This window comes from Pseudomonas sp. LAIL14HWK12:I7 (assembly GCF_000483465.1).
In the GTDB taxonomy this organism is placed as follows: domain Bacteria; phylum Pseudomonadota; class Gammaproteobacteria; order Pseudomonadales; family Pseudomonadaceae; genus Aquipseudomonas; species Aquipseudomonas kermanshahensis.
Window position 1 is genome coordinate 344,566 of the sequence record NZ_KI519605.1, and the last position, 19,235, is coordinate 363,800.

Here is a 19,235-nt window from a genome sequence, read left to right on the forward strand (position 1 = left end):
TCCCGATGGGTTTCAACCTTTCCGCCTGGGCGCTGCGCAATCGCCAGATCGTACTGTTCCTGATGATCCTGCTGGCTGCCATTGGCGCCATGTCCTACACCAAGCTGGGCCAGAGCGAGGACCCGCCGTTCACCTTCAAGGCCATGGTCGTGCGCACCCTGTGGCCCGGCGCCACCGCCGAAGAAGTGTCGCGCCAGGTTACCGAGCGCATCGAAAAGAAACTGATGGAGACCGGCGAGTACGAGAAGATCGTCTCGTTCTCCCGCCCGGGCGAGTCGCAGGTGACCTTCATGGCCCGCGATTCGCTGCACTCCAAAGACATTCCCGAGCTGTGGTACCAGATCCGCAAGAAGGTCGCGGACATCCGGCACACCTTGCCACCGGAGGTGCAGGGCCCGTTTTTCAATGACGAGTTCGGCACCACGTTCGGCAACATTTATGCGCTGACCGGCGCGGGCTTTGACTACGCGGTGCTCAAGGATTACGCCGACCGTATCCAGGTCCAGCTGCAGCGGGTCAAGGACGTCGGCAAGGTCGAGCTGGTCGGGCTACAGGACGAGAAAATCTGGATCGAGCTGTCCAACCTCAAGCTGGCAACCCTTGGGGTACCGCTGGAGGCTGTCCAACAGGCCCTGCAGGCGCAGAACGCGGTGAGCACCGCCGGCTTCTTCGAAACCCCCAGCGAGCGCCTGCAATTGCGGGTGAGCGGGCGCTTCGACAGCGTCGAGCAGATCCGCCAGTTCCCGATTCGCGTGGGCGATCGCACCTTCCGCATCGGCGACGTTGCCGAGGTGCACCGCGGCTTTAACGACCCGCCCGCACCGCGCATGCGCTTCATGGGTGAGGACGCCATCGGCCTGGCCGTTTCGATGAAGGACGGCGGCGACATCCTGGCACTGGGCAAGGCCCTGGAGGGCGAGTTCGAACGCCTGGCGCGCAACCTGCCGGCGGGCATGGAACTGCGCAAGGTCTCGGACCAGCCGGCGGCGGTCAAGGCAGGCGTCGGTGAGTTCGTCCAAGTACTGGCCGAGGCGTTGATCATCGTGCTTTTGGTGAGCTTCTTCTCCCTCGGCCTGCGCACCGGGCTGGTGGTGGCGTTGGCCATCCCGTTGGTGCTGGCCATGACCTTTGCCGCCATGCATTACTTTGGCATCGGCTTGCACAAGATCTCGCTCGGCGCCCTGGTGCTGGCGCTGGGCCTGCTGGTGGATGATGCGATCATTGCCGTGGAAATGATGGCGATCAAAATGGAGCAGGGCTACGACCGGCTCAAGGCGGCGAGCTATGCCTGGAGCAGCACGGCCTTCCCGATGCTCACCGGCACCCTGATCACCGCGGCGGGCTTCCTGCCTATCGCCACGGCGGCCTCCAGTACCGGCGAATACACCCGCTCGATCTTCCAGGTGGTGACCATTGCGCTGCTGACCTCCTGGGTCGCTGCGGTGGTGTTCGTGCCGTACCTGGGCGAGCGGCTGCTGCCAGACCTGGCCAAACTGCATGCGGCGCGGCATGGCAGTGATGGGCACGCGCCCGACCCGTATGCCACGCCGTTCTACCAGCGCGTGCGGCGTGTGGTGGAGTGGTGCGTGCGGCGGCGCAAGACGGTCATCCTGCTGACCCTCGCGGCGTTTGTCGGCAGCATCCTGTTGTTCCGTTTCGTGCCGCAGCAGTTCTTCCCGGCCTCCGGGCGCCCGGAGCTGATGGTCGACCTGAAGCTGGCCGAAGGTGCATCGCTGGCCAACACCGCCGAGCGGGTCAAGCAACTGGAAGCACTGCTCAAGCAGCAGGACGGCATCGACAATTACGTGGCCTATGTGGGCACCGGTTCGCCGCGTTTCTACCTGCCGCTGGACCAGCAACTGCCGGCCGCCAGCTTTGCCCAGTTCGTCGTGCTGGCCAAGTCGATGGATGACCGTGAGCGCCTGCGCAGCTGGCTGATCACCACCATGGACCAGCAGTTCCCCGAGCTGCGCGGCCGCGTCACCCGCCTGGAGAACGGCCCACCCGTGGGCTACCCGGTGCAGTTCCGGGTGACCGGCGAGCACATCGAGAAGGCCCGGGCGCTGGCCCGCGAGGTGGCCGACAAGGTGCGTGAGAACCCGCATGTGGTGAACGTGCACCTGGACTGGGAAGAGCCGAGCAAAGCGGTGTTCCTGGAGATCGACCAGGACCGCGCGCGCGCCCTCGGCGTCAGCACCGCGCAGTTGTCCAGCTTCTTGCAGAGCTCGCTGACCGGGACCACGGTCAGCCAGTACCGCGAAGACAACGAATTGATCGAAATCCTGCTGCGCGGCACGCACAAGGAACGCAGCGAACTGGCAAACCTCGGCAGCCTGGCGTTGCCCACCGACAATGGCCAGAGCGTGGCGCTGTCGCAGGTGGCGACCCTGGAGTACGGCTTCGAGGAGGGCATCATCTGGCACCGTAACCGATTGCCGACGGTGACCGTGCGCGCCGACATCTATGACAAGGAACAGCCGGCGACGCTGGTGCGGCAGATCGAGCCGACACTGCAGGCGATCAAAGCCAAGCTGCCGGATGGCTACCTGCTCGAGGTAGGCGGTACGGTAGAGGATTCGGAGCGCGGGCAGAAATCGGTGAATGCCGGCATGCCGCTGTTCATCGTGGTGGTGTTGAGTTTGCTGATGATCCAGCTGCGCAGCTTCTCGCGCACGGTGATGGTGTTCCTGACCGCGCCCTTGGGGCTGATTGGGGTGACCTTGTTCTTGCTGGTGTTCCGCCAGCCGTTCGGCTTCGTCGCCATGCTCGGCACCATTGCCCTGGCCGGGATGATCATGCGCAACTCGGTGATTTTGGTGGACCAGATCGAACAGGACATCGCGGCGGGCATGGAGCGTTGGCAGGCGATCATCGAGGCCACGGTACGGCGCTTCCGCCCGATCGTGCTGACCGCGCTGGCGGCTGTATTGGCGATGATCCCGTTGTCGCGCAGTGTGTTCTATGGGCCGATGGCGGTGGCGATCATGGGCGGGTTGATTGTTGCGACCGCGTTGACCCTGCTGTTCTTGCCGGCGCTGTATGCGGCATGGTTCAGGGTGAAGAAGGATTCCACTGACTGAGCAGCCACTGCCCTGTGTAGGAGCAGCCTTGTGCTGCGAAGAGGCCGGTGCAGGCACCCTTGATGTCAGGTGCTTGCACCGGCCTCTTCGCAGCACAAGGCTGCTCCTACAAAGGGGCTGAGCTGCGCCCCTCATGTTGGACACCCGTCCATTATCTGGGGCGCAGTGCAGGCCAGGTGCGCTTAAAGCACGCCGAAGACCTTCTTGGCCAGGCTGGTTGCAGCCTCGGCCGGGTTCTGGCGAATGCTTTGTTCTTGCTTGCCGATCATCTCGAACAGGCCATCCAGCGCCTTTTCGGTCACGTAGTTCTCGATGCTGGCGCTCTTGGCGTCGACCACGCCCAATGCCACCGCTTGCCCGGCAAAGTTGTTGTACTGCTGGGCCAGGCCCACCTTGTCGGTGGCTTGCTTGACGATCGGCAGGAACTTGGCGCGGATCTGTTCGCGGCTGCTCTTGTTCAGGTACTGGGTGGCCGAATCGTCGCCACCGCTGAGGATGCCCTTGGCATCGGTCACGCTCATGTTCTTGACAGCATCGACCAGGATCGCCTGGGCCTGTGGCACGGCAGCCTCGGCGGCCTTGTTCATGCTGGTTTCCAAGGCGTCGACCTGGTCACCCTTGCCGAACATCTTCATGGCTTTGGCGGCCTTGCCGAGGTTGCCCGGCAGTTCGATGCGCACGTCCGGGTTGTTGTTGAAACCGCCTGGGGTGCTCAGTTGCTTGACGGCAATCTGCGCGCCTTGGGTCAGCGCGTCTTTCAGGCCACCGGTGGCGTCCTTCTGGGACAGGTCGCCCAGCGACAGGGCCAGGGCACTGGCAGACAGCAGCAAGCCGGCGCACAGGGTGGTGAAGCGCAGGGAGGAGCGAATCATGAAGCTTTCCTTCTGAACAGAAATGTACGGGTGTCAGCGAACCTGATCGACCTTGATGCGCACGGGCTGGGTGTCGCTGCCGTCGAGTTTGACGCCGTGGTGTTCGGTGTTGATGAACAGCAGCTTGCCGTCGAGCTCGATACGCGCGCTGATCGCATAGCGGTGGCCGGGCTTGACCTGGGCCGGGTCATAGGTGAGGTGGAACGGCAGCGGTACGTTGCCTTTTACCGGGCCGGCCTGGCTGGCCAGGGTCACTGCGGGTGCGTCCATCAGCGACACGTCCTGCAAGCTCACGCTGAGGGTGGCGGTTGGGGGCAGGGCGATGCGCTGCAGGTAGAAGACTTCGCCGTCCAGGCTGGCCTGGGTCGATGGGGTGTGGCTGGAGCAGGCTGCAAGCAGGGATGCGCAACACAGCATAAAGAGCTTTTTCATGGAATCTCCGTAGTCCTTGGCGCTGGCTTTTGGCCAACCCCAGGGACTTTAGCGGATTTGCGCGTCAGATGAAGCCTCAGAGGGCCGAAGTTTCCAGGGAGTCGTCACGGTGCAAGGCCACCTGGCGGATCGACAAGCGTAACTCCGCCGACAACACGCGCTTGGCGACCGCTTCGGCCACCTCGGCGAGCTTGTCGTGGTAGCCCAGCTTGCCTTGCGCGTCTGCCTGCAGCACGCCTTGCTCGATCAACGTCTGGATGAAGTGGCGGAACAGGGTCTTGTCGAAGAATTCCGGGGCGTTGAGGCCATGCAGAATCGACAGGCGCTGGGCCATCATCACGCAGAGGTCTTCCAGCGCTTCTGCACTCAGGGTGTGCTGGCCGCTGTTGAGCAACAGCGAAGTGGCCATGTAGAAGCGCTGCAAGGTCTGGGTGATGTTGCGGGCCAGCAACGTCAGCAATACGAACGGCCGAGAGCTCGGCGCCGGGCGCAGGTAGACATCGTTTTCCTGACGCAACAGCCCTTGTTCGACCAGTGCTGCCAGCCACTGGTCGATCACCTCGTCCAGTTGTTCCGGCGCCCAGCGCAGGAACAGTTCGGTTTGCAGGTACGGGTACAGCGCGCGGACATACTGGCCAAGCAGTTCGCGGCTCATGCGTGAGCTGCTGAGGAAGAAGCTGGCCAGCAGGGCCGGCAGGGCGAAGATGTGCAGGACGTTGTTGCGGTAATAGGTCATCAACACCGCATCGGCTTCATCCAGGTACAAGATGCGGCCCAAGGCGTCCTTCTGCTCAGACAGCAGCTTCATGCCCTTCACATGCTCGATCAAGGCCAGGCCATCCCCCTCCGGCAAGGTGGTGTGGGGCGAATACGGCACCGTGCGCAACAGCGACAGATACAGGTCCAGTACGCGGCTCAGAGCACGTTCGTCGAGGGCGTGGCGGCTGGTGGACAGCAGCGCCAAGGCCACCAGGTTGACCGGGTTGATCGCCGCGGCCTCGTTGAGGTGGCGCGCCACGGTATCGCCCAGGCGTGAAGTGGCCTGGTTGAGCCAGGCCGGGCGGAACTGTGGGCCGTGGTCCTGTTCACGCCAGCCGGGTTGCTGCTCGTCGAGGAAGCCCGCCAGGCGGATCGGCTCGCCGAAGTTGACGTAGACCTGGCCAAAGCGCTGCTTCAGGGCACTGAAGACCTTGAAGATGTCGAAGATCGACTCCTTCTTCTTGCTCGCGCCGCGCAGTTCGCCAAGGTAGGTGCGGCCTTCGAGCACGCGCTCATAGCCGATGTACACCGGCACGAAGACGATGGGCGTGCGCGACGAGCGCAGGAAGCTGCGCAGGGTGATTGCCAGCATGCCGGTACGCGGTTGCAGCATCCGTCCGGTGCGCGAACGGCCGCCTTCGACGAAGTACTCCACCGGGAACCCTTTGCTGAACAACGTGTGCAGGTACTCGTTAAACACGGCGGTATAGAGCGGGTTGCCCTTGAAGGTGCGGCGCATGAAGAACGCCCCGCCACGGCGCAGCAGGCTACCGACGACCGGCATGTTGAGGTTGATGCCGGCCGCCACGTGCGGCGGGGTGAGGCCGTTGCGGAACAACAGGTACGACAGCAGCAGGTAGTCGATGTGGCTGCGGTGGCAGGGCACGTAGATCACTTCGTGGCCCGGGGCGATGCCTTGTACCTGCTCGATGTGGTTGACCTTGATGCCGTCGTAGATCTTGTTCCAGAACCAGCTGAGCACCACTTCGAGGAAGCGGATTGCGGTGTAGGTGTAGTCCGAGGCGATCTCGTTGCCATAGCGCAGCGCCTGGGCTTCGGCCTTGGCCAGGGGGATGCCCTCGCGCTCGGCTTCGTCGCTGATGGCCTGGCGTACCTGTGGCGCATGCACCAGGCCCTTTACCAGGTTGCGTCGGTGCGAGATGTCCGGGCCGATCACGGCTGTCTTGAGGTTACGGAAGTGCACGCGCATCAGGCGCTGGGCCATGCGCACGGTGCGCTCGTGGCCCTTGTTGTGCTGCACCAGTTCACGCAGGTGGATCGGTGCAGAGAACTGCACACGCGTCTTGCGCCCCAGGATCAGTACGGTCAGCAGCCGGCGCAGGCGCCCGGTGACCGCCCAGCTGTCGGCGAACAGCAACTTCCAGGGGCTGGACTCACTGGCGGGGCTTTGGCCCCAGAACACACTCACCGGAATGATCTGCGCGTCTTCCTCGGCATGCTGGGTCACGGCCGCGACCAGGCGTTCGAGGGTGGGCGGGGCGCCGCTTTTGTCCTGGCGGCCCAGCCAGTCGGGGTCGGGCGTCAGGTAAAAGAACGCGGCCGGCTCGTGCAGGCTGCCCACGGCTACCGGCAGCACCGGGCGTGGCAGCCCTGCCTTGGTGCACTCGCGGTCCAGTACTGCCAGGTCAGTCAGCGAGGGCGACGGCAGGGCATAGAACACCGGGCGGCTGCGGTCGAGCTTGAGCGTCAGCGACGACTGGTTGATGGTCTCGGAGCGCACCCACAGGTACAACAGGCGACGCAGGGCGCCGAAGATCAGGCGGCGCAGGGGGGAACGGGTCATGAGGAGTGGGCCCTGGGAGTGATTTTCAGGTGAGTATCCAGCCAATTAGTCTGCCGTATGTGCGTAAGTTCAGCAAAAACCGGCAAAAATCCGGACCGTCATCAATTTTTTTTAATCTGTGTCATATACTCGGCCTGCCACTTGCAGGATATTTCGGCAAGCGGCGTCGGCACGCGGTGATGACTGCGGGCCTACAAGGCGATCTTCACAATAAAAATCCGGAGTAGTTCAGATGTCGTCTCGTGAGACTGGGAATGTAAAGTGGTTCAACGATGCCAAGGGCTATGGCTTCATTCAGCGCGAAGGTGGTGCGGATGTGTTCGTCCATTATCGGGCGATCCGCGGTGAGGGGCATCGTACCCTGGTCGAAGGGCAACAGGTCGAGTACGCCTGCGTGCAGGGCCAGAAAGGCCTGCAAGCCGAGGACGTAGTAGGGCTCTGAGCCTCATGTGGTAAGCCTCAAGCTGCAAGTCCGTGTCACTTGCAGCCTGATGCGATCAGTTTCCAGCGTATTCAGCTGGTGCGCCAGGTGATTTCCTCTTCACCGTCGGCGCTGATGCGGATCCAGCGATCGGCATCTTCTTCACCGTCTTCCTCGACCCAGCCACCCGGTGCGCAGCGTACTTCGACGCCGAGTGCGGCATGCGCGGCGCGGGCACAGGCGACGTCATCAGCCCACGGCGTCTGGTCGCTTTCCAGGTAAAGGCTGTTCCATTTCCCTACAGCCTTGGGTAACCAAGTGACTGGAATGTTACCGGCCTTGCATTTGAAGGTCTGGCCTTTTTGCTGCCATTCGCTGCACGGGCCGACGGCCTCGGCGAGCCAGGCGGCAATCTGCTTGTGGTCGACGTCGGCGTCCTTCAGGTAAATCTCGATATCAGGTTGGCGCATAAGGGCTCCGGGTGTGCTCAGTCTTGGCGCACGAAATAGTCATAACGCATGGAAACCGTGACCTCGAACGGCTCGGCCTGGTCGATCACCAATGCCCGTTTTTCGGCGCTGGCGCGCCAGCCGTGCGGGGTCATGGCCAGCAGGTCGGCACGTGCCTTGGGCGCAGCCAGGCTCAGGCGGAACTCAAGGGTTTCGCTGTGCGCATGGGCCATGCCGTCCGGCACCAAGGCCAGGTGCTTGTCGTCGGCGTACGGGCGCACTTCATCGTAGAGCACTTCACGCAGCTCCATCAGGTGGCCGCTGGTCGGGCCGACCCGCATCAGGCCACCGCCAGGGCTGAGCAGGCGCTTGGCTTCGGCCCAGTCCAGCGGGCTGAACACGCTGGCAATGAACTGGCAGCTGGCGTCGGCCAGGGGCACGCGGGCCATGCTGGCGACCATCCAGGTGACCGACGGATCACGCCGGCAGGCGCGCTTGACCGCTTCGCGAGAAATGTCCAGAGCGTAGCCGTCGGCATCGGGCAGGGCTTGGGCCAGCTGCGCGGTGTAATAGCCTTCACCGCAGCCGATGTCCAGCCAGGCAGCAGGCTGGCGCTCGGCAGCGAGCTCGGCCAGGCGACCGGCCACGGGGGCGTAGTGCCCGGCGTCGAGGAAGTCGCGACGGGCTTCGACCATGGCTTGGTTGTCACCCGGGTCGCGGCTGTTCTTGTGCTGCACCGGCAGCAGGTTCAGGTAACCCTGGCGGGCGCGGTCGAAGCGGTGGCCGGCAGGGCACACTACGCCATTGTCGAGCCGCGACAGGGCTGCCTGGCAGAGGGGGCAGGCCAACATCAGGCGAGCAACCGGACCAGGGTCTGGTAGTAGATCTCGGTCAGCAGGTCGAGGTCGCTGGCCAGGATGCGCTCATCGACCTGGTGAATGGTGGCGTTGACCGGGCCGAGCTCGACCACCTGGGTGCCCATGGTGGCGATGAACCGGCCATCGGAGGTACCGCCGCTGGTGGACGGGCGGGTATCCCGGTCGGTGACGGCTTTGATGCTGGCCGACACCGCATCGAGCAATTCGCCCGGCTCGGTAAGGAAAGGCAGGCCGGACAGTGCCCAGTCGACGCTCCAGTCAAGCTGATGCTTGTCGAGGATCGCCGCCACCCGCTGCTGCAGGCCTTCGACGGTCGACTCGGTAGAGAAGCGGAAGTTGAACAGCGCAGTCAGCTCACCGGGTACCACGTTGGTGGCGCCAGTGCCGGAATTGAGGTTGGAGATCTGGAAGCTGGTTGGCGGGAAGAACGCGTTGCCTTCGTCCCAATGCTCGGCCGCCAGTTCTGCCAGGGCGGGGGCGGCGAGGTGGATCGGGTTGCGCGCCAGGTGCGGGTAGGCCACATGGCCTTGCTTGCCACGCACAGTCAGTTTGGCGCCCAGCGAGCCGCGGCGGCCGTTCTTGACCACGTCGCCGAGCAGGGTGGTGCTCGAAGGCTCACCGACGATGCACCAGTCCAGGCGCTCGTTGCGTGCTTTCAGGCGCTCGACCACGGCCTTGGTGCCGTGGTGGGCCGGGCCTTCTTCGTCGCTGGTGATCAGGAAAGCGACCTTGCCACGGTGGTCGGGGTAGTCGCGCACGAAGCGCTCGCTGGCCACCACCATCGACGCCAGGCTGCCTTTCATGTCGGCGGCGCCACGGCCGCAGAGCATGCCATCGGCATCGATCAGCGCTTCGAACGGCTCGTGCTGCCACTGCTGCACCGGGCCGGTCGGCACCACGTCGGTATGGCCGGCGAAGCACAGCACCGGGCCGTCCTGGTTGCCATGGCTGGCCCAGAAGTTGTCGACGTCTTCGATGCGCATGGGTTCGAGCTGGAAGCCCACGGCGCCCAGGCGGTTCATCATCTGCGCCTGGCAGTCGGCATCGACGGGGGTGACCGAGGGGCGACGGATCAGGTCGCAGGCCAGTTGAAGGGTAGGCGAGAGCTCGGCAGGGGCCGTCATGGGGAACTCCGGGGCAAGGCAAGGCGGAAAAACGAGGGGCGTTATCTTATATCAAACGAGGGTTGTCGGCACGGGGCAATGGGGCCGCTGGGCGGCCCCGGCCTGTTTCAGGTGGCTTGTGCTTCGACGTTCTTCTCGGCAGGTTTTGGCAACGACGACAGCAACGCCATCACCAATGCCGCCAGGTACGGCAACGACTGCACCAGCAGCATCGCCACCCAGAAGCGCATGTCCGAACTTGGCAGCCCTTGCACCAGATAGATGCCCAGCGCCGCGCCCCACAACAGCAGCATGATGAACAGTTCTTCGCGCGCTTCGGAGAGGGCCACCAGCACACCATGGCTGTCGGCATTTTTGGGCGTGCGGAAGAATGGCATGCTGCTGGTGAAGAACCCATACAGCACCGCCTTGGCGATGGTGTGCGACAACGCCAGCCCCGCCAGCGCGGCGGCGAAGGCATCCTTGAGGTTGACCCCGACCGCCCGGCGGTACAGGAAGATGATCTTGCCCACCTTGAAGAAGAACAGCGCCAGCGGGGGGATGGCGAAGATCATCAGCGGCGGGTCGACCCGGTGAGGCACGATGATCATCGCCGCCGACCACAGCAGTGCGCCGACGGTGAAGAAGATGTTCATGCCGTCGGCGATCCACGGCAGCCAGCCGGCCAGGAAGTGATAGCGCTGGCCGCGGGTCAGCTCGCTGCCCTTTCCGCGCAGCAGGGCGCCGGCATGGTGCTTGATGATCTGGATGGCGCCGTAGGCCCAGCGGAAGCGCTGCTTCTTGAAGTCGATGAAGGTGTCGGGCATCAGGCCCTTGCCGTAGCTGTTGTGGGCATAGGCGGCCGACAGGCCTTTTTCGAACACCCGCAGGCCCAGCTCGGCGTCCTCGCAGATGCACCATTCGGCCCAGCCCAGCTCTTCCAGGACTGAACGGCGGGTCATGGTCATGGTGCCGTGCTGGATGATCGCGTCACGGTCGTTGCGGGTGACCATGCCGATGTGGAAGAAGCCCTTGTACTCGCTGTAGCACAGCTTCTTGAAGGCGCTTTCGTGCTGGTCGCGGTAATCCTGGGGCGACTGCACCACGGCGATTTTCGGGTCGGCGAAATGCGGCACCATGTGCTTGAGCCAGTTGCGGTCGACGCAGTAGTCAGAGTCGATCACTGCGATCACTTCGGCATCTTTAGCGGTGTGCGGGAGCAGGTAATTGAGCGCGCCGCCCTTGAAACCGGCCAGGGGCGCGACATGGAAGAACTTGAAGCGCTCGCCAAGCTTCTCGCAGTGGGCCTTCAGGGGCTCCCACACGGCCGGGTCCTTGGTGTTGTTGTCGATCACCAGCACTTCGTAGTCGGGGTAGTCCAGCGCGGCCAGGGCATCGAGGGTCTGCTTGACCATCTCGGGAGGCTCGTTGTAGCAGGGGACGTGCACCGAGACCTTGGGCCGGTAGGCGCTGTCGGCCTGCACCGGCAGGAATTCGCGACGGCGCTTGTGTATCCATACCGCCTCGGCCAGTTCGTGGGCTTCTGTCAGCAACACGATGAACACGCCCAGCGCACCCAGCGCCAACAGCACGCCCACGGTGAGGCTGAACCAGGTGCTGTATTGCTGGCTGTAGTCGTAGGCAATCCATACCAGCACCGACCCGCACAGGAAGGTGATGAAGGTCAGGAAGGTGCGGCCACGCTGGCGCAGGGCAGAGCCATCGATGAACAGCACCATCAGGGCAATCATCGCCAGCACCACCGAGGCGACCGCCAGGGCACGCCACTGCGGGATGGCGACTACCGGGCCATCGAAGTTGAACTTCTGCTGGCGCTCGGCGTTGAACACGCCCCAGTAAGCCCCCACCGAACCTTCGTCACTGGCTTTCCAGGGCTGGTCGTAGGCCTCGATCACAAAGTAGTTGTAACCGCGGCGGTTGAGCGTGTTCACCAGGGTGCGCAGGTAGATGGCCTGGTCAGCCTGGGTAGCATCGGCACCGCCGCGCATGCGGCCATTGCTCGGCCAGCCGACTTCCGACAGCAGCAGCGGCTTGCGCGGGAACTGCTGCTTGAGGTCGCGGGCGCGGTCGAGCACGAACTCCACCGAGTCCTGCATCGGCACGAATTCCCAGTAAGGCAGGATGTGCGCGGCGATCAGGTCGACGTGCTTGGCCAGTTCCGGGTGTTCTTTCCAGATGTGCCACTGCTCACTGGTGGTGACCGGCACCTTGACGGCGGCGCGTACCCGGTCCAGGTACTGGATCAGTGCCTCGGGCGTGACTTCTTCGCGGAACAGCGCCTCGTTGCCGACCACCACCCGCACCACGCTGCGCGAGGTGTTGGCCAGTTCGATGGCGGTGGCGATTTCGCGCTCGTTGCGCTCAAGGTCCGGGCTGATCCAGATACCCAAGGTCACCCGCAGGCCGAATTCCTCGGCCAGGCGCGGGATATCTGCCTGGGTGCCCTCTACGGTATAGATGCGGATGCTGTCGGTCAGCTTGCTCATCTGCTCCAGGTCTTGGCGCATCTCGTCGTCGCTGGGGTATTGGCCCTTTTGCGGGCTTTCCCCGAGGCGGAAGGGCGAGTACGAGAAACCAGAGATCTGCTCCGGCCAGGCAGGCGCGGAGACGGGGCGGTTGATCAGCGCCCAGAACCCGGTGAACAGCGCCGCGATGGCCAGGACCACGACCAGGTTGAGGCCGAATTTGCGTGATGACATTGTCGTCCAAGTCTGTCGGATTGAGTGAATATTAAAGCAGGATTGGCCGGCACTTTCCTAACCATGGAGGCCAACGGCGCCATTGGCATATAATGCGCGCCGTTTTTAGCGGTATGCGCTTCGGGGTAGCAAGATGAGCACAGAAGATCCACGCTTTGCCGGCGTCGCCCGGTTGTATGGCGATGATGGCCTGCAGCGGTTGAAACAGGCCCATGTGGCGATCGTCGGTATCGGCGGGGTCGGCTCGTGGGCGGCCGAGGCGTTGGCGCGCAGTGGCGTGGGCGAGATTACCCTGTTCGACCTCGACGATGTCTGTGTCAGCAATACCAACCGTCAGGCCCATGCCCTCGAAGGGCAGGTGGGGCGGCCCAAGGTCGAGGTCATGGCCGAGCGCCTGCGGGCGATCAACCCAGCGTGCACGGTGCACGCGGTAGCTGACTTCGTCACCCGCGAGACCATGGCCGAGTACATCACCGAAGGCCTCGACTTCGTTATCGACTGCATCGACAGCGTCATGGCCAAGGCCGCGCTGATTGCCTGGTGCAAGCGGCGCAAGATCGGCGTCGTGACCACCGGTGGCGCGGGGGGGCAGATCGACCCAACGCAAATCCAGGTCGGTGACCTCAACAAGACTTTCAACGACCCGCTGGCTTCGCGGGTGCGGTCCACCTTGCGTCGCGACTACAACTTCTCGCGCAATGTCAGCCGTAACTACGCCGTGCCGTGCGTGTTTTCCAGCGAGCAGCTGCGCTACCCCAAGGGGGATGGCAGCGTTTGCCTGCAGAAGAGTTTCGTCGGTGAAGGCGTGCGCCTGGACTGCTCGGGTGGCTTTGGCGCGGTGATGATGGTGACCGCGACCTTTGGCATGGTCGCGGCCAGCAAGGCCGTGGAAAAACTGGTGGCGGGTGCCAGGCGGCCGTCAGAGCGGGTCAAAGCCGAGTAAGGCGCTGATTCAACTGACCGCACCCAGCTCTGCCATCCGCAGCAACACTGCATGCAGGCCATTGCTGCGCGAGGGGGACAGTTGCCGCTCCAGGCCTAACTGGCTGAACCAGCCCGGTAAATCCACGTTGGCCAGCTCGCTGCTGGCCAGGCCCTGCACCCGCACCAGCAGCAAGGCCAGCAACCCGCGCAACAACCGTGCATCGCTGCTGGCCTTGAATCGCCACTGGCCATCCCGCTGTTCAGCCACCAGCCACACCAGGCTTTCACAGCCATGCACGCGGTTGTGCTCGCATTTGTCGGCCTCACTCAGCGGCTCAAGACGATCACCCCACTGCATCAGCAGCCGCGCACGTTGCTCCCAGCCGCGGGCCTGCTCGAACTGTACCAGCGCCTCGCGGGCAGCTGTCGGCAAACTCATCGCAACATCTCCAGCCCTTGATCCAGCGCGTCGAAAAAGCGCTGCAGGTCATCGCTGTCGTTATACAGCCCCAGCGACACCCGAATCGCCCCCTCAAGCCCCAGCCCTTTGAGCAGCGGCATGGCGCAATGATGGCCGGCACGCACGGCGATGCCTTGCTCGGTCAGCAGATGGGCGATGTCGGCGTTGTGCACCCCTTCGATCACGAAGCTGGCCAAGGCCGTCTGTGGCGAGCCGAGCACGCGGATGCCATCGCGGTCGGCCAGGCCGCGCAGCAAGTGCTGGTGCAAGCTGGCCTCATGCCGTTCGACCGCCTGAGCATCGAGGCTGGCCAGGTAATCGAGCGTGGCGCCCAGGCCGATGACGCCCGCGATCGGTGGGGTACCGGCTTCGAAGCCCAGCGGGGCGGGGCGGAAGCTGGCGCTCTGGTACTCGGCCAGTTGCACCATTTCACCGCCAAATTGCCAGTGGCGCAGCAGCGCCAGCGCCTGGCTGCGACCGTACAGCACGCCAACCCCTTCCGGCCCATACAGCTTGTGGCTGGAAAAGACATAGAAGTCGCACGCCAACTGCTGCACATCATGGCGGCCATGCACCACGCCCTGGGCCCCGTCGACCACAGTCAATGCGCCTTGGGCCCGGGCATGGGCCAGCAAGGCCGACAGCGGCTGCCAGGTGCCCAGCACGTTGGACAGCTGGCTGACCGCCAGTACCCGGGTGCGTGGCCCGATCAGTTGCAGGGCCTGATCGAGGTCGATGCAGCCGTGAATGTCGAGCGGCAAGATGACCAGGCGAAGGTTGCGCCGCCGGGCCAGCTGTTGCCAGGGCAGCAGGTTGGCATGGTGTTCCAGGGCACTGACGGCGATTTCGTCACCGGCTTCGAAGCGGTGCTCCAGGCCATAGGCCAGCAGGTTGAGGGCCGAGGTGGCGCCATGGGTGAAAACGATCTGCCGCGAATCGGCGGCATTGAGCCAGGCGGCAATCTTGTCGCGGCTGGTTTCGAACGCCTGGGTCGCCAGCGCGCCGGGCAGGTGTTGGGCACGGTGCACGTTCGCCGCGCCATGGCCGTAGTAATGGCTCAGGGCATCGATCAGGGCTTGCGGTTTCTGGCTGGTGGCGGCGCTGTCCAGGTAAGTCTGGTGCTGCCGTTGCAGGGCGGCGATGGCGGGGAAATCGGCACGCCAGGGGGAGGGCTGGAACATGGTCGCGGGGCCTGGAATGAAAAACGGGTCTGGCATTACGCCAGACCCGATCTTATCACTTCAAACCGAGGAAGGTTCTCAGTTGTGGGCGTGCAGCGCCTCGTTCAGCTCGATGGCCGACTTGTGGGTCTTGCATTCCACCGCGCCGTTCAGCGAGTTGCGACGGAACAGCAGGTCGGTCTGGCCGGCCAGGTCGCGGGCCTTGACCACTTTGACCAGCTCGTTGTTCTCGTCGAGCAGGTTCACCTTGGTGCCAGCGGTGATGTACAGGCCGGCTTCAACGGTGTTGCGGTCGCCCAGCGGGATACCGATACCGGCGTTGGCGCCGATCAGGCAGCCTTCGCCGACCTTGATGACGATGTTGCCGCCACCGGACAGGGTGCCCATGGTCGAGCAGCCGCCGCCCAGGTCCGAACCCTTGCCGACGAAGACGCCCGCCGAAACGCGGCCTTCGATCATGCCTGGGCCTTCGGTGCCCGCGTTAAAGTTGACGAAGCCTTCGTGCATGATGGTGGTGCCTTCGCCGATGTAGGCGCCCAGGCGCACACGGGCGGTGTCGGCGATACGCACGCCGGCCGGGACCACGTAATCGGTCATTTTCGGGAACTTGTCCACCGAGAACACTTCCAGCAGCTCGCCCTTCAGGCGTGCTTCCAGTTGCAGTTCGGCCAGCTCGCCCAGGTCGACGGCGCCTTGGTTGGTCCAGGCGACGTTTGGCAGCAGCGGGAAGATGCCGGCCAGGCTCACGCCGTGCGGCTTGACCAGGCGGTGCGACAGCAGGTGCAGCTTGAGGTAGGCCTCTGGGGTCGAGGTCAGCGCAGCGTCTTCTGCCAGCAGGGTGGCGACCAGCGGCTTGTGGCTTTCGGCCAGGCGGGTCAGCAGGGCAGCTTGGGCGGCATCGACGCCTTTCACGGCTTCAGCCAACTGCGCCGCTTGCGCGTTGCTGAACGCAATGGCCTGGTTGCCGCCTTCGTAGCCGAGGATCGGGGTAACGGCAGCGATCAGCTCGGCGCTTGGGTTGACCAGCGGTTGTGCGTAGAAGACTTCAAGCCAGGTGCCCTGGCGGTTCTGGGAGCCGACACCGAAGGCCAGGCTGAACAGGGTATTGGACATGGGATTACCTCGTGCGAAATAGGGTGGAAGCGCAGGCGGGCTCAGGCCAGCGCTGCGGCATACGAATCAGGTTTGAAACCAACCAGGGTGCGCTCGCCCAGATCGAGCACCGGGCGCTTGATCATCGAAGGTTGGGCAAGCATCAGCTCGACGGCCTTGGCCTGGTCGATATCAGCCTTGCTGGCGTCGTCGAGCTTGCGGAAGGTGGTGCCGGCACGGTTGAGGATGACTTCCCAGCCGTGCTCGTCGCACCAGCGGTTCAGGCTGTCACGGTCGATGCCTTGGGTTTTGTAGTCATGGAATTCGTAGGCGATGGCTTTGTCTTCGAGCCAGGTACGCGCCTTTTTCATGGTGTCACAGGCTTTGATGCCGTAGAGCGTGTAAGTCATTGTGTACATTGGGGCAAAGGTTCCCCAATTTCTCCATTTTTCGAAAGTCAGCCGCGGGATTATGCTGGATCGATCCGCGCGGCGCCACGCCTGTGGCGCCCGACTTTATTGATCGAGATATGTCTCAAGCGACCAAGCGCTGCACGGATCCGATGATCTCATCACCATGTTGCTGTTCGGCTGTGCGCAAATCGAAGGCGATTTGCAGGTTGAGCCAGAACTCCGGTGTGGTGTCCAGGCAGATGGCCAGGCGCAGTGCCATGTCGGCGGAAATGCCGCCACGCTCGCGCAGGATGTTGTTGACCGTTGGCGTCGCAACACCCAATGCCCGCGCCAGAGCAGCGGCACTGAACCCCATTTCTTTCTGGAAGTCCTCGCGCAGAACTTCACCAGGATGTATTGGACGCATGCCATTCTTGAACATGATGCACCTCAGTGGTAATCGACAATTTCAACATTTGCCGGACCGTTTTCCGTCCAGATAAAGCACACGCGCCACTGATCATTGACTCGTATGCTGTGTTGGCCGGCGCGATTACCGCTCAACTGTTCCAGGCGATTGCCCGGAGGAGAGCGAAGGTCGCGCAGTTCTGTGGCAGCATCAAGCATGGCCAATTTGCGCTCTGCGACAGATTTGATATCTGACCAACGCCGTGTCTTTCCAGTCGTGAAGAGTGCTTCCGTGTCAGCACAGCTGAAGGCTTGAATCATGGGCCTGAACGCTTAACGTTATTCGTTAAGATTGATTATACGTCGACATAGCGTCATTTCAAGCCTGGAGAGTGAACACGCAGCGTTAATGGCGCGTGGTGGGTAGCATCGTGTTACATATTCCCGCCGCACCTGCGACTATCGTGCAGCGGCCCCGCATTGCCATACGCCGCTAACATATTGTTTCAATGGCGATGTTTCGCCTCGCTACAGTTATTGATCCATAAAGGAAGCTTTCACGGATGCAGTCAGCCTATACCGTCCTCATTCTGCTCACGCTGGTCAGCGTGTCGAAGCTGGTCGGCCGGATGATTCCGCTGCCCCTGCCATTGGTGCAGATTGCCGCTGGCGCGCTGCTGGCCTGGCCCACCCTGGGGCTGCACGTGGCCCTGGACCCCGAGCTGTTCCTCTTCCTGTTCCTGCCGCCGCTGTTGTTCGCTGATGGCTGGCGCATTCCCAAGCGCGAGTTGTGGCGCATTCGCGGGCCGGTGGTGGCGCTGGCCGTGGGGTTGGTGCTGTTTACGGTGGTCGGCGCCGGTTACTTCATTCACTGGCTGTTGCCGAGCATCCCGCTACCGGTCGCCTTTGCCCTGGCCGCGGTGCTGTCGCCTACCGATGCCGTGGCCGTTTCGGCCATTGCACAGGATCGTCTGCCAACCCCGCTGATGCATATGCTGCAGGGTGAGGCGCTGATGAACGATGCCTCGGGCCTGGTGACGTTCAAGTTCGCCTTGGCCGCAGCGATCACGGGGGTGTTCTCGTTGGCCGATGCAAGCTTCAGCTTCGTCCTGGTCGCCCTTGGCGGCCTGGCGGTCGGCGTTGCCCTGAGCTGGCTGATCGGCCGTCTGCGCGCCTGGATGATCGCCCGCGGCTGGGACGACCCCGCCACGCACGTGGTGTTCATGCTGTTGCTGCCCTTTGCGGCGTATGTATTGGCTGAGCGCCTGGGGGTATCCGGCATTCTGTCGGCGGTGGCGGCCGGCATGATGCAGAGCTGGCTCGACCTGCTGCCCCGCCAGACCAGTACCCGCTTGCTCAATCGCAGTGTGTGGTCGTTGCTGGAGTTTGCCTTCAATGGCCTGATCTTCCTGCTGCTTGGCCTGCAATTGCCGGACATCATCAAGGCCGTCGTGAGCCACGAGGCCACCGTGTGGCCGACCTTGGCCTGGCGCTGCCTGGATGTGCTGGCGATCTTCGCAGCGTTGATCCTGCTGCGGTTTATCTGGGTGCAGAGCATCTGGCGGGCCATTGGTGTGGTACGCCGCTGGCGGGGCAAGCCGGCGCTGGTGCTGATGCCCACGGCGCGTTCCTGTTGGCTGCTGACCCTAGGGGGCGTACGTGGCGCCGTGACCCTGGCGGGTGTGATGTCGGTGCCGCTGTTGATCAGTGCGGGCCAGGCGTTCCCCGAGCGTGATTTGCTCATCTTCATCGCCGCAGGGGTCATTCTGCTGTCGTTGATCAGTGCCTGCATTGCCTTGCCGATCCTGCTGCGTGGCGTCACCCAAAGCCCGGACGAGCGGCTGCATCAAGAAGTGCTGGAGGCTTGGCGACGCACGGCCGAGGCCGCGATTCATGCCCTGGAGGCGGAAGAGGTGATCGATGCCAGCGCGCCGCAGGATGCCGCGCAGGCGACACTGGCGACCGAGCTCAAGGCGCGGTTGATGGCCGAGTACCGGGACGAGCTGGACAGTTACAACGACACGGCGGAGGCACGGGCCATGGCTGAGCAGATGGACCTGCTTGAGCGGCGTTTGCGCTTGCGTGCGCTGCGGGCGCAGCGGCTGGAGTTGTACAACCTGCATCGCCAGCACCTGGTGGGCGATGAGGTGGTGCGGCAGGTGCTGGGTGAGCTGGATATGAGCGAGGCGAACCTGGGCGCTGTCCGGTAGGTCGCAGGGGCTGCTCTGCAGCCCATTCGCGGGGCAAGCCCGCACAGGGT

At 63.6% G+C, this 19,235-nt stretch carries 17 protein-coding genes; 4 read left to right on the forward strand and 13 right to left on the reverse strand.

The features are described 5' to 3' along the window. The first annotated feature begins 5 nt into the window (after nt 1-5). Complete coding sequence (locus D886_RS0120980; protein WP_027595772.1) at nt 6-3,080, forward strand: efflux RND transporter permease subunit; 3,075 nt, start codon at nt 6-8, stop codon at nt 3,078-3,080. Between the two features lie 182 nt (nt 3,081-3,262). On the opposite strand, the gene D886_RS0120985 is transcribed toward D886_RS0120980, so the two are convergent. The 3 genes from D886_RS0120985 to plsB all read right to left on the reverse strand — a co-directional run bounded on the left by D886_RS0120985 (nt 3,263) and on the right by plsB (nt 6,947). Continuing rightward, entirely contained in the window at nt 3,263-3,952 is a 690-nt protein-coding gene (locus D886_RS0120985; protein ID WP_027595773.1) for a DUF4197 domain-containing protein, read from the reverse strand. 33 nt (nt 3,953-3,985) lie between these two features. Next, entirely contained in the window at nt 3,986-4,384 is a 399-nt protein-coding gene (locus D886_RS0120990) for a YbaY family lipoprotein (RefSeq protein ID WP_027595774.1), read from the reverse strand. Between the two features lie 76 nt (nt 4,385-4,460). Continuing rightward, nucleotides 4,461-6,947 carry a glycerol-3-phosphate 1-O-acyltransferase PlsB gene (plsB, locus tag D886_RS0120995; RefSeq protein WP_027595775.1) on the reverse strand — a complete coding sequence of 829 codons (2,487 nt, stop codon included), beginning with the start codon at nt 6,945-6,947 and terminating at the stop codon, nt 4,461-4,463. A gap of 232 nt (nt 6,948-7,179) precedes the next feature. Between plsB and D886_RS0121000 the strand changes: the two genes are divergently transcribed. Continuing rightward, nucleotides 7,180-7,389, forward strand: a complete 210-nt coding sequence (locus D886_RS0121000; RefSeq protein WP_027595776.1) for a cold-shock protein — start codon at nt 7,180-7,182, stop codon at nt 7,387-7,389. A gap of 71 nt (nt 7,390-7,460) precedes the next feature. Here D886_RS0121000 and D886_RS0121005 read toward each other — a convergent pair whose 3' ends face one another. The 4 genes from D886_RS0121005 to D886_RS0121020 form a co-directional block, all read right to left on the reverse strand. Further along, nucleotides 7,461-7,838: a hypothetical protein gene (locus tag D886_RS0121005; protein ID WP_027595777.1), complete on the reverse strand. Its 378-nt coding sequence runs from the start codon at nt 7,836-7,838 to the stop codon at nt 7,461-7,463. 17 nt (nt 7,839-7,855) lie between these two features. Then, a complete protein-coding gene (locus D886_RS0121010) occupies nt 7,856-8,668 on the reverse strand; it encodes a putative RNA methyltransferase (RefSeq protein WP_027595778.1) in 813 nt (270 codons plus the stop codon). Next, on the reverse strand, nt 8,668-9,819 hold the full coding sequence (gene dapE, locus D886_RS0121015; RefSeq protein ID WP_027595779.1) for a succinyl-diaminopimelate desuccinylase: 1,152 nt from the start codon (nt 9,817-9,819) through the stop codon (nt 8,668-8,670). Before dapE ends, D886_RS0121010 begins: the two co-directional genes overlap by 1 nt. Before the next feature lie 107 nt (nt 9,820-9,926). Further along, nucleotides 9,927-12,518 (reverse strand): glycosyltransferase, encoded by a 2,592-nt coding sequence (locus D886_RS0121020; protein ID WP_027595780.1) that lies wholly within the window; start codon nt 12,516-12,518, stop codon nt 9,927-9,929. Between the two features lie 133 nt (nt 12,519-12,651). Here D886_RS0121020 and tcdA point away from each other — a divergent pair, with 133 nt between their 5' ends. After that, a complete protein-coding gene (gene tcdA / locus D886_RS0121025; protein WP_027595781.1) occupies nt 12,652-13,461 on the forward strand; it encodes a tRNA cyclic N6-threonylcarbamoyladenosine(37) synthase TcdA in 810 nt (269 codons plus the stop codon). A 9-nt stretch (nt 13,462-13,470) separates the two neighbouring features. On the opposite strand, the gene D886_RS0121030 is transcribed toward tcdA, so the two are convergent. From D886_RS0121030 to D886_RS27995, 6 genes are all read right to left on the reverse strand, one after another. After that, nucleotides 13,471-13,881 (reverse strand): SufE family protein, encoded by a 411-nt coding sequence (locus tag D886_RS0121030; RefSeq protein WP_027595782.1) that lies wholly within the window; start codon nt 13,879-13,881, stop codon nt 13,471-13,473. Further along, entirely contained in the window at nt 13,878-15,083 is a 1,206-nt protein-coding gene (locus tag D886_RS0121035; RefSeq protein WP_027595783.1) for a cysteine desulfurase, read from the reverse strand. Before D886_RS0121035 ends, D886_RS0121030 begins: the two co-directional genes overlap by 4 nt. Before the next feature lie 78 nt (nt 15,084-15,161). Then, on the reverse strand, nt 15,162-16,196 hold the full coding sequence (gene dapD / locus D886_RS0121040; protein WP_027595784.1) for a 2,3,4,5-tetrahydropyridine-2,6-dicarboxylate N-succinyltransferase: 1,035 nt from the start codon (nt 16,194-16,196) through the stop codon (nt 15,162-15,164). 41 nt (nt 16,197-16,237) lie between these two features. Beyond that, on the reverse strand, nt 16,238-16,585 hold the full coding sequence (locus D886_RS0121045) for an ArsC family reductase (protein WP_027595785.1): 348 nt from the start codon (nt 16,583-16,585) through the stop codon (nt 16,238-16,240). 124 nt (nt 16,586-16,709) lie between these two features. Then, nucleotides 16,710-17,009, reverse strand: coding sequence for a HigA family addiction module antitoxin (locus D886_RS0121050; RefSeq protein ID WP_027595786.1), 300 nt, complete (start codon nt 17,007-17,009; stop codon nt 16,710-16,712). Between the two features lie 8 nt (nt 17,010-17,017). Continuing rightward, nucleotides 17,018-17,296 (reverse strand): type II toxin-antitoxin system RelE/ParE family toxin, encoded by a 279-nt coding sequence (locus D886_RS27995; RefSeq protein WP_081717529.1) that lies wholly within the window; start codon nt 17,294-17,296, stop codon nt 17,018-17,020. Nucleotides 17,297-17,538: 242 nt separating this feature from the next. On the opposite strand from D886_RS27995, the gene D886_RS0121060 reads away from it, so the two are divergent. After that, nucleotides 17,539-19,185: a Na+/H+ antiporter gene (locus D886_RS0121060; RefSeq protein ID WP_027595788.1), complete on the forward strand. Its 1,647-nt coding sequence runs from the start codon at nt 17,539-17,541 to the stop codon at nt 19,183-19,185. Nucleotides 19,186-19,235 lie beyond the last annotated feature (50 nt).

Excerpts from the sequence above, each read along its gene's own strand:
- dapD (WP_027595784.1), bottom strand. The coding sequence starts at position 16,196 with ATGTCCAATACCCTGTTCAGCCTGGCCTTCGGTGTCGGCTCCCAGAAC.
- D886_RS0121005 (WP_027595777.1), bottom strand. The coding sequence starts at position 7,838 with ATGCGCCAACCTGATATCGAGATTTACCTGAAGGACGCCGACGTCGAC.
- dapE (WP_027595779.1), bottom strand. The coding sequence starts at position 9,819 with ATGACGGCCCCTGCCGAGCTCTCGCCTACCCTTCAACTGGCCTGCGAC.
- D886_RS0121030 (WP_027595782.1), bottom strand. The coding sequence starts at position 13,881 with ATGAGTTTGCCGACAGCTGCCCGCGAGGCGCTGGTACAGTTCGAGCAG.
- D886_RS0121035 (WP_027595783.1), bottom strand. The coding sequence starts at position 15,083 with ATGTTCCAGCCCTCCCCCTGGCGTGCCGATTTCCCCGCCATCGCCGCC.
- tcdA (WP_027595781.1), top strand. The coding sequence starts at position 12,652 with ATGAGCACAGAAGATCCACGCTTTGCCGGCGTCGCCCGGTTGTATGGC.
- D886_RS0121010 (WP_027595778.1), bottom strand. The coding sequence starts at position 8,668 with ATGTTGGCCTGCCCCCTCTGCCAGGCAGCCCTGTCGCGGCTCGACAAT.
- D886_RS0120980 (WP_027595772.1), top strand. The coding sequence starts at position 6 with ATGGGTTTCAACCTTTCCGCCTGGGCGCTGCGCAATCGCCAGATCGTA.
- D886_RS0121045 (WP_027595785.1), bottom strand. The coding sequence starts at position 16,585 with ATGACTTACACGCTCTACGGCATCAAAGCCTGTGACACCATGAAAAAG.
- D886_RS0120990 (WP_027595774.1), bottom strand. The coding sequence starts at position 4,384 with ATGAAAAAGCTCTTTATGCTGTGTTGCGCATCCCTGCTTGCAGCCTGC.
- D886_RS0121020 (WP_027595780.1), bottom strand. The coding sequence starts at position 12,518 with ATGTCATCACGCAAATTCGGCCTCAACCTGGTCGTGGTCCTGGCCATC.
- plsB (WP_027595775.1), bottom strand. The coding sequence starts at position 6,947 with ATGACCCGTTCCCCCCTGCGCCGCCTGATCTTCGGCGCCCTGCGTCGC.
- D886_RS0121060 (WP_027595788.1), top strand. The coding sequence starts at position 17,539 with ATGCAGTCAGCCTATACCGTCCTCATTCTGCTCACGCTGGTCAGCGTG.
- D886_RS0121050 (WP_027595786.1), bottom strand. The coding sequence starts at position 17,009 with ATGTTCAAGAATGGCATGCGTCCAATACATCCTGGTGAAGTTCTGCGC.
- D886_RS0120985 (WP_027595773.1), bottom strand. The coding sequence starts at position 3,952 with ATGATTCGCTCCTCCCTGCGCTTCACCACCCTGTGCGCCGGCTTGCTG.
- D886_RS0121000 (WP_027595776.1), top strand. The coding sequence starts at position 7,180 with ATGTCGTCTCGTGAGACTGGGAATGTAAAGTGGTTCAACGATGCCAAG.
- D886_RS27995 (WP_081717529.1), bottom strand. The coding sequence starts at position 17,296 with ATGATTCAAGCCTTCAGCTGTGCTGACACGGAAGCACTCTTCACGACT.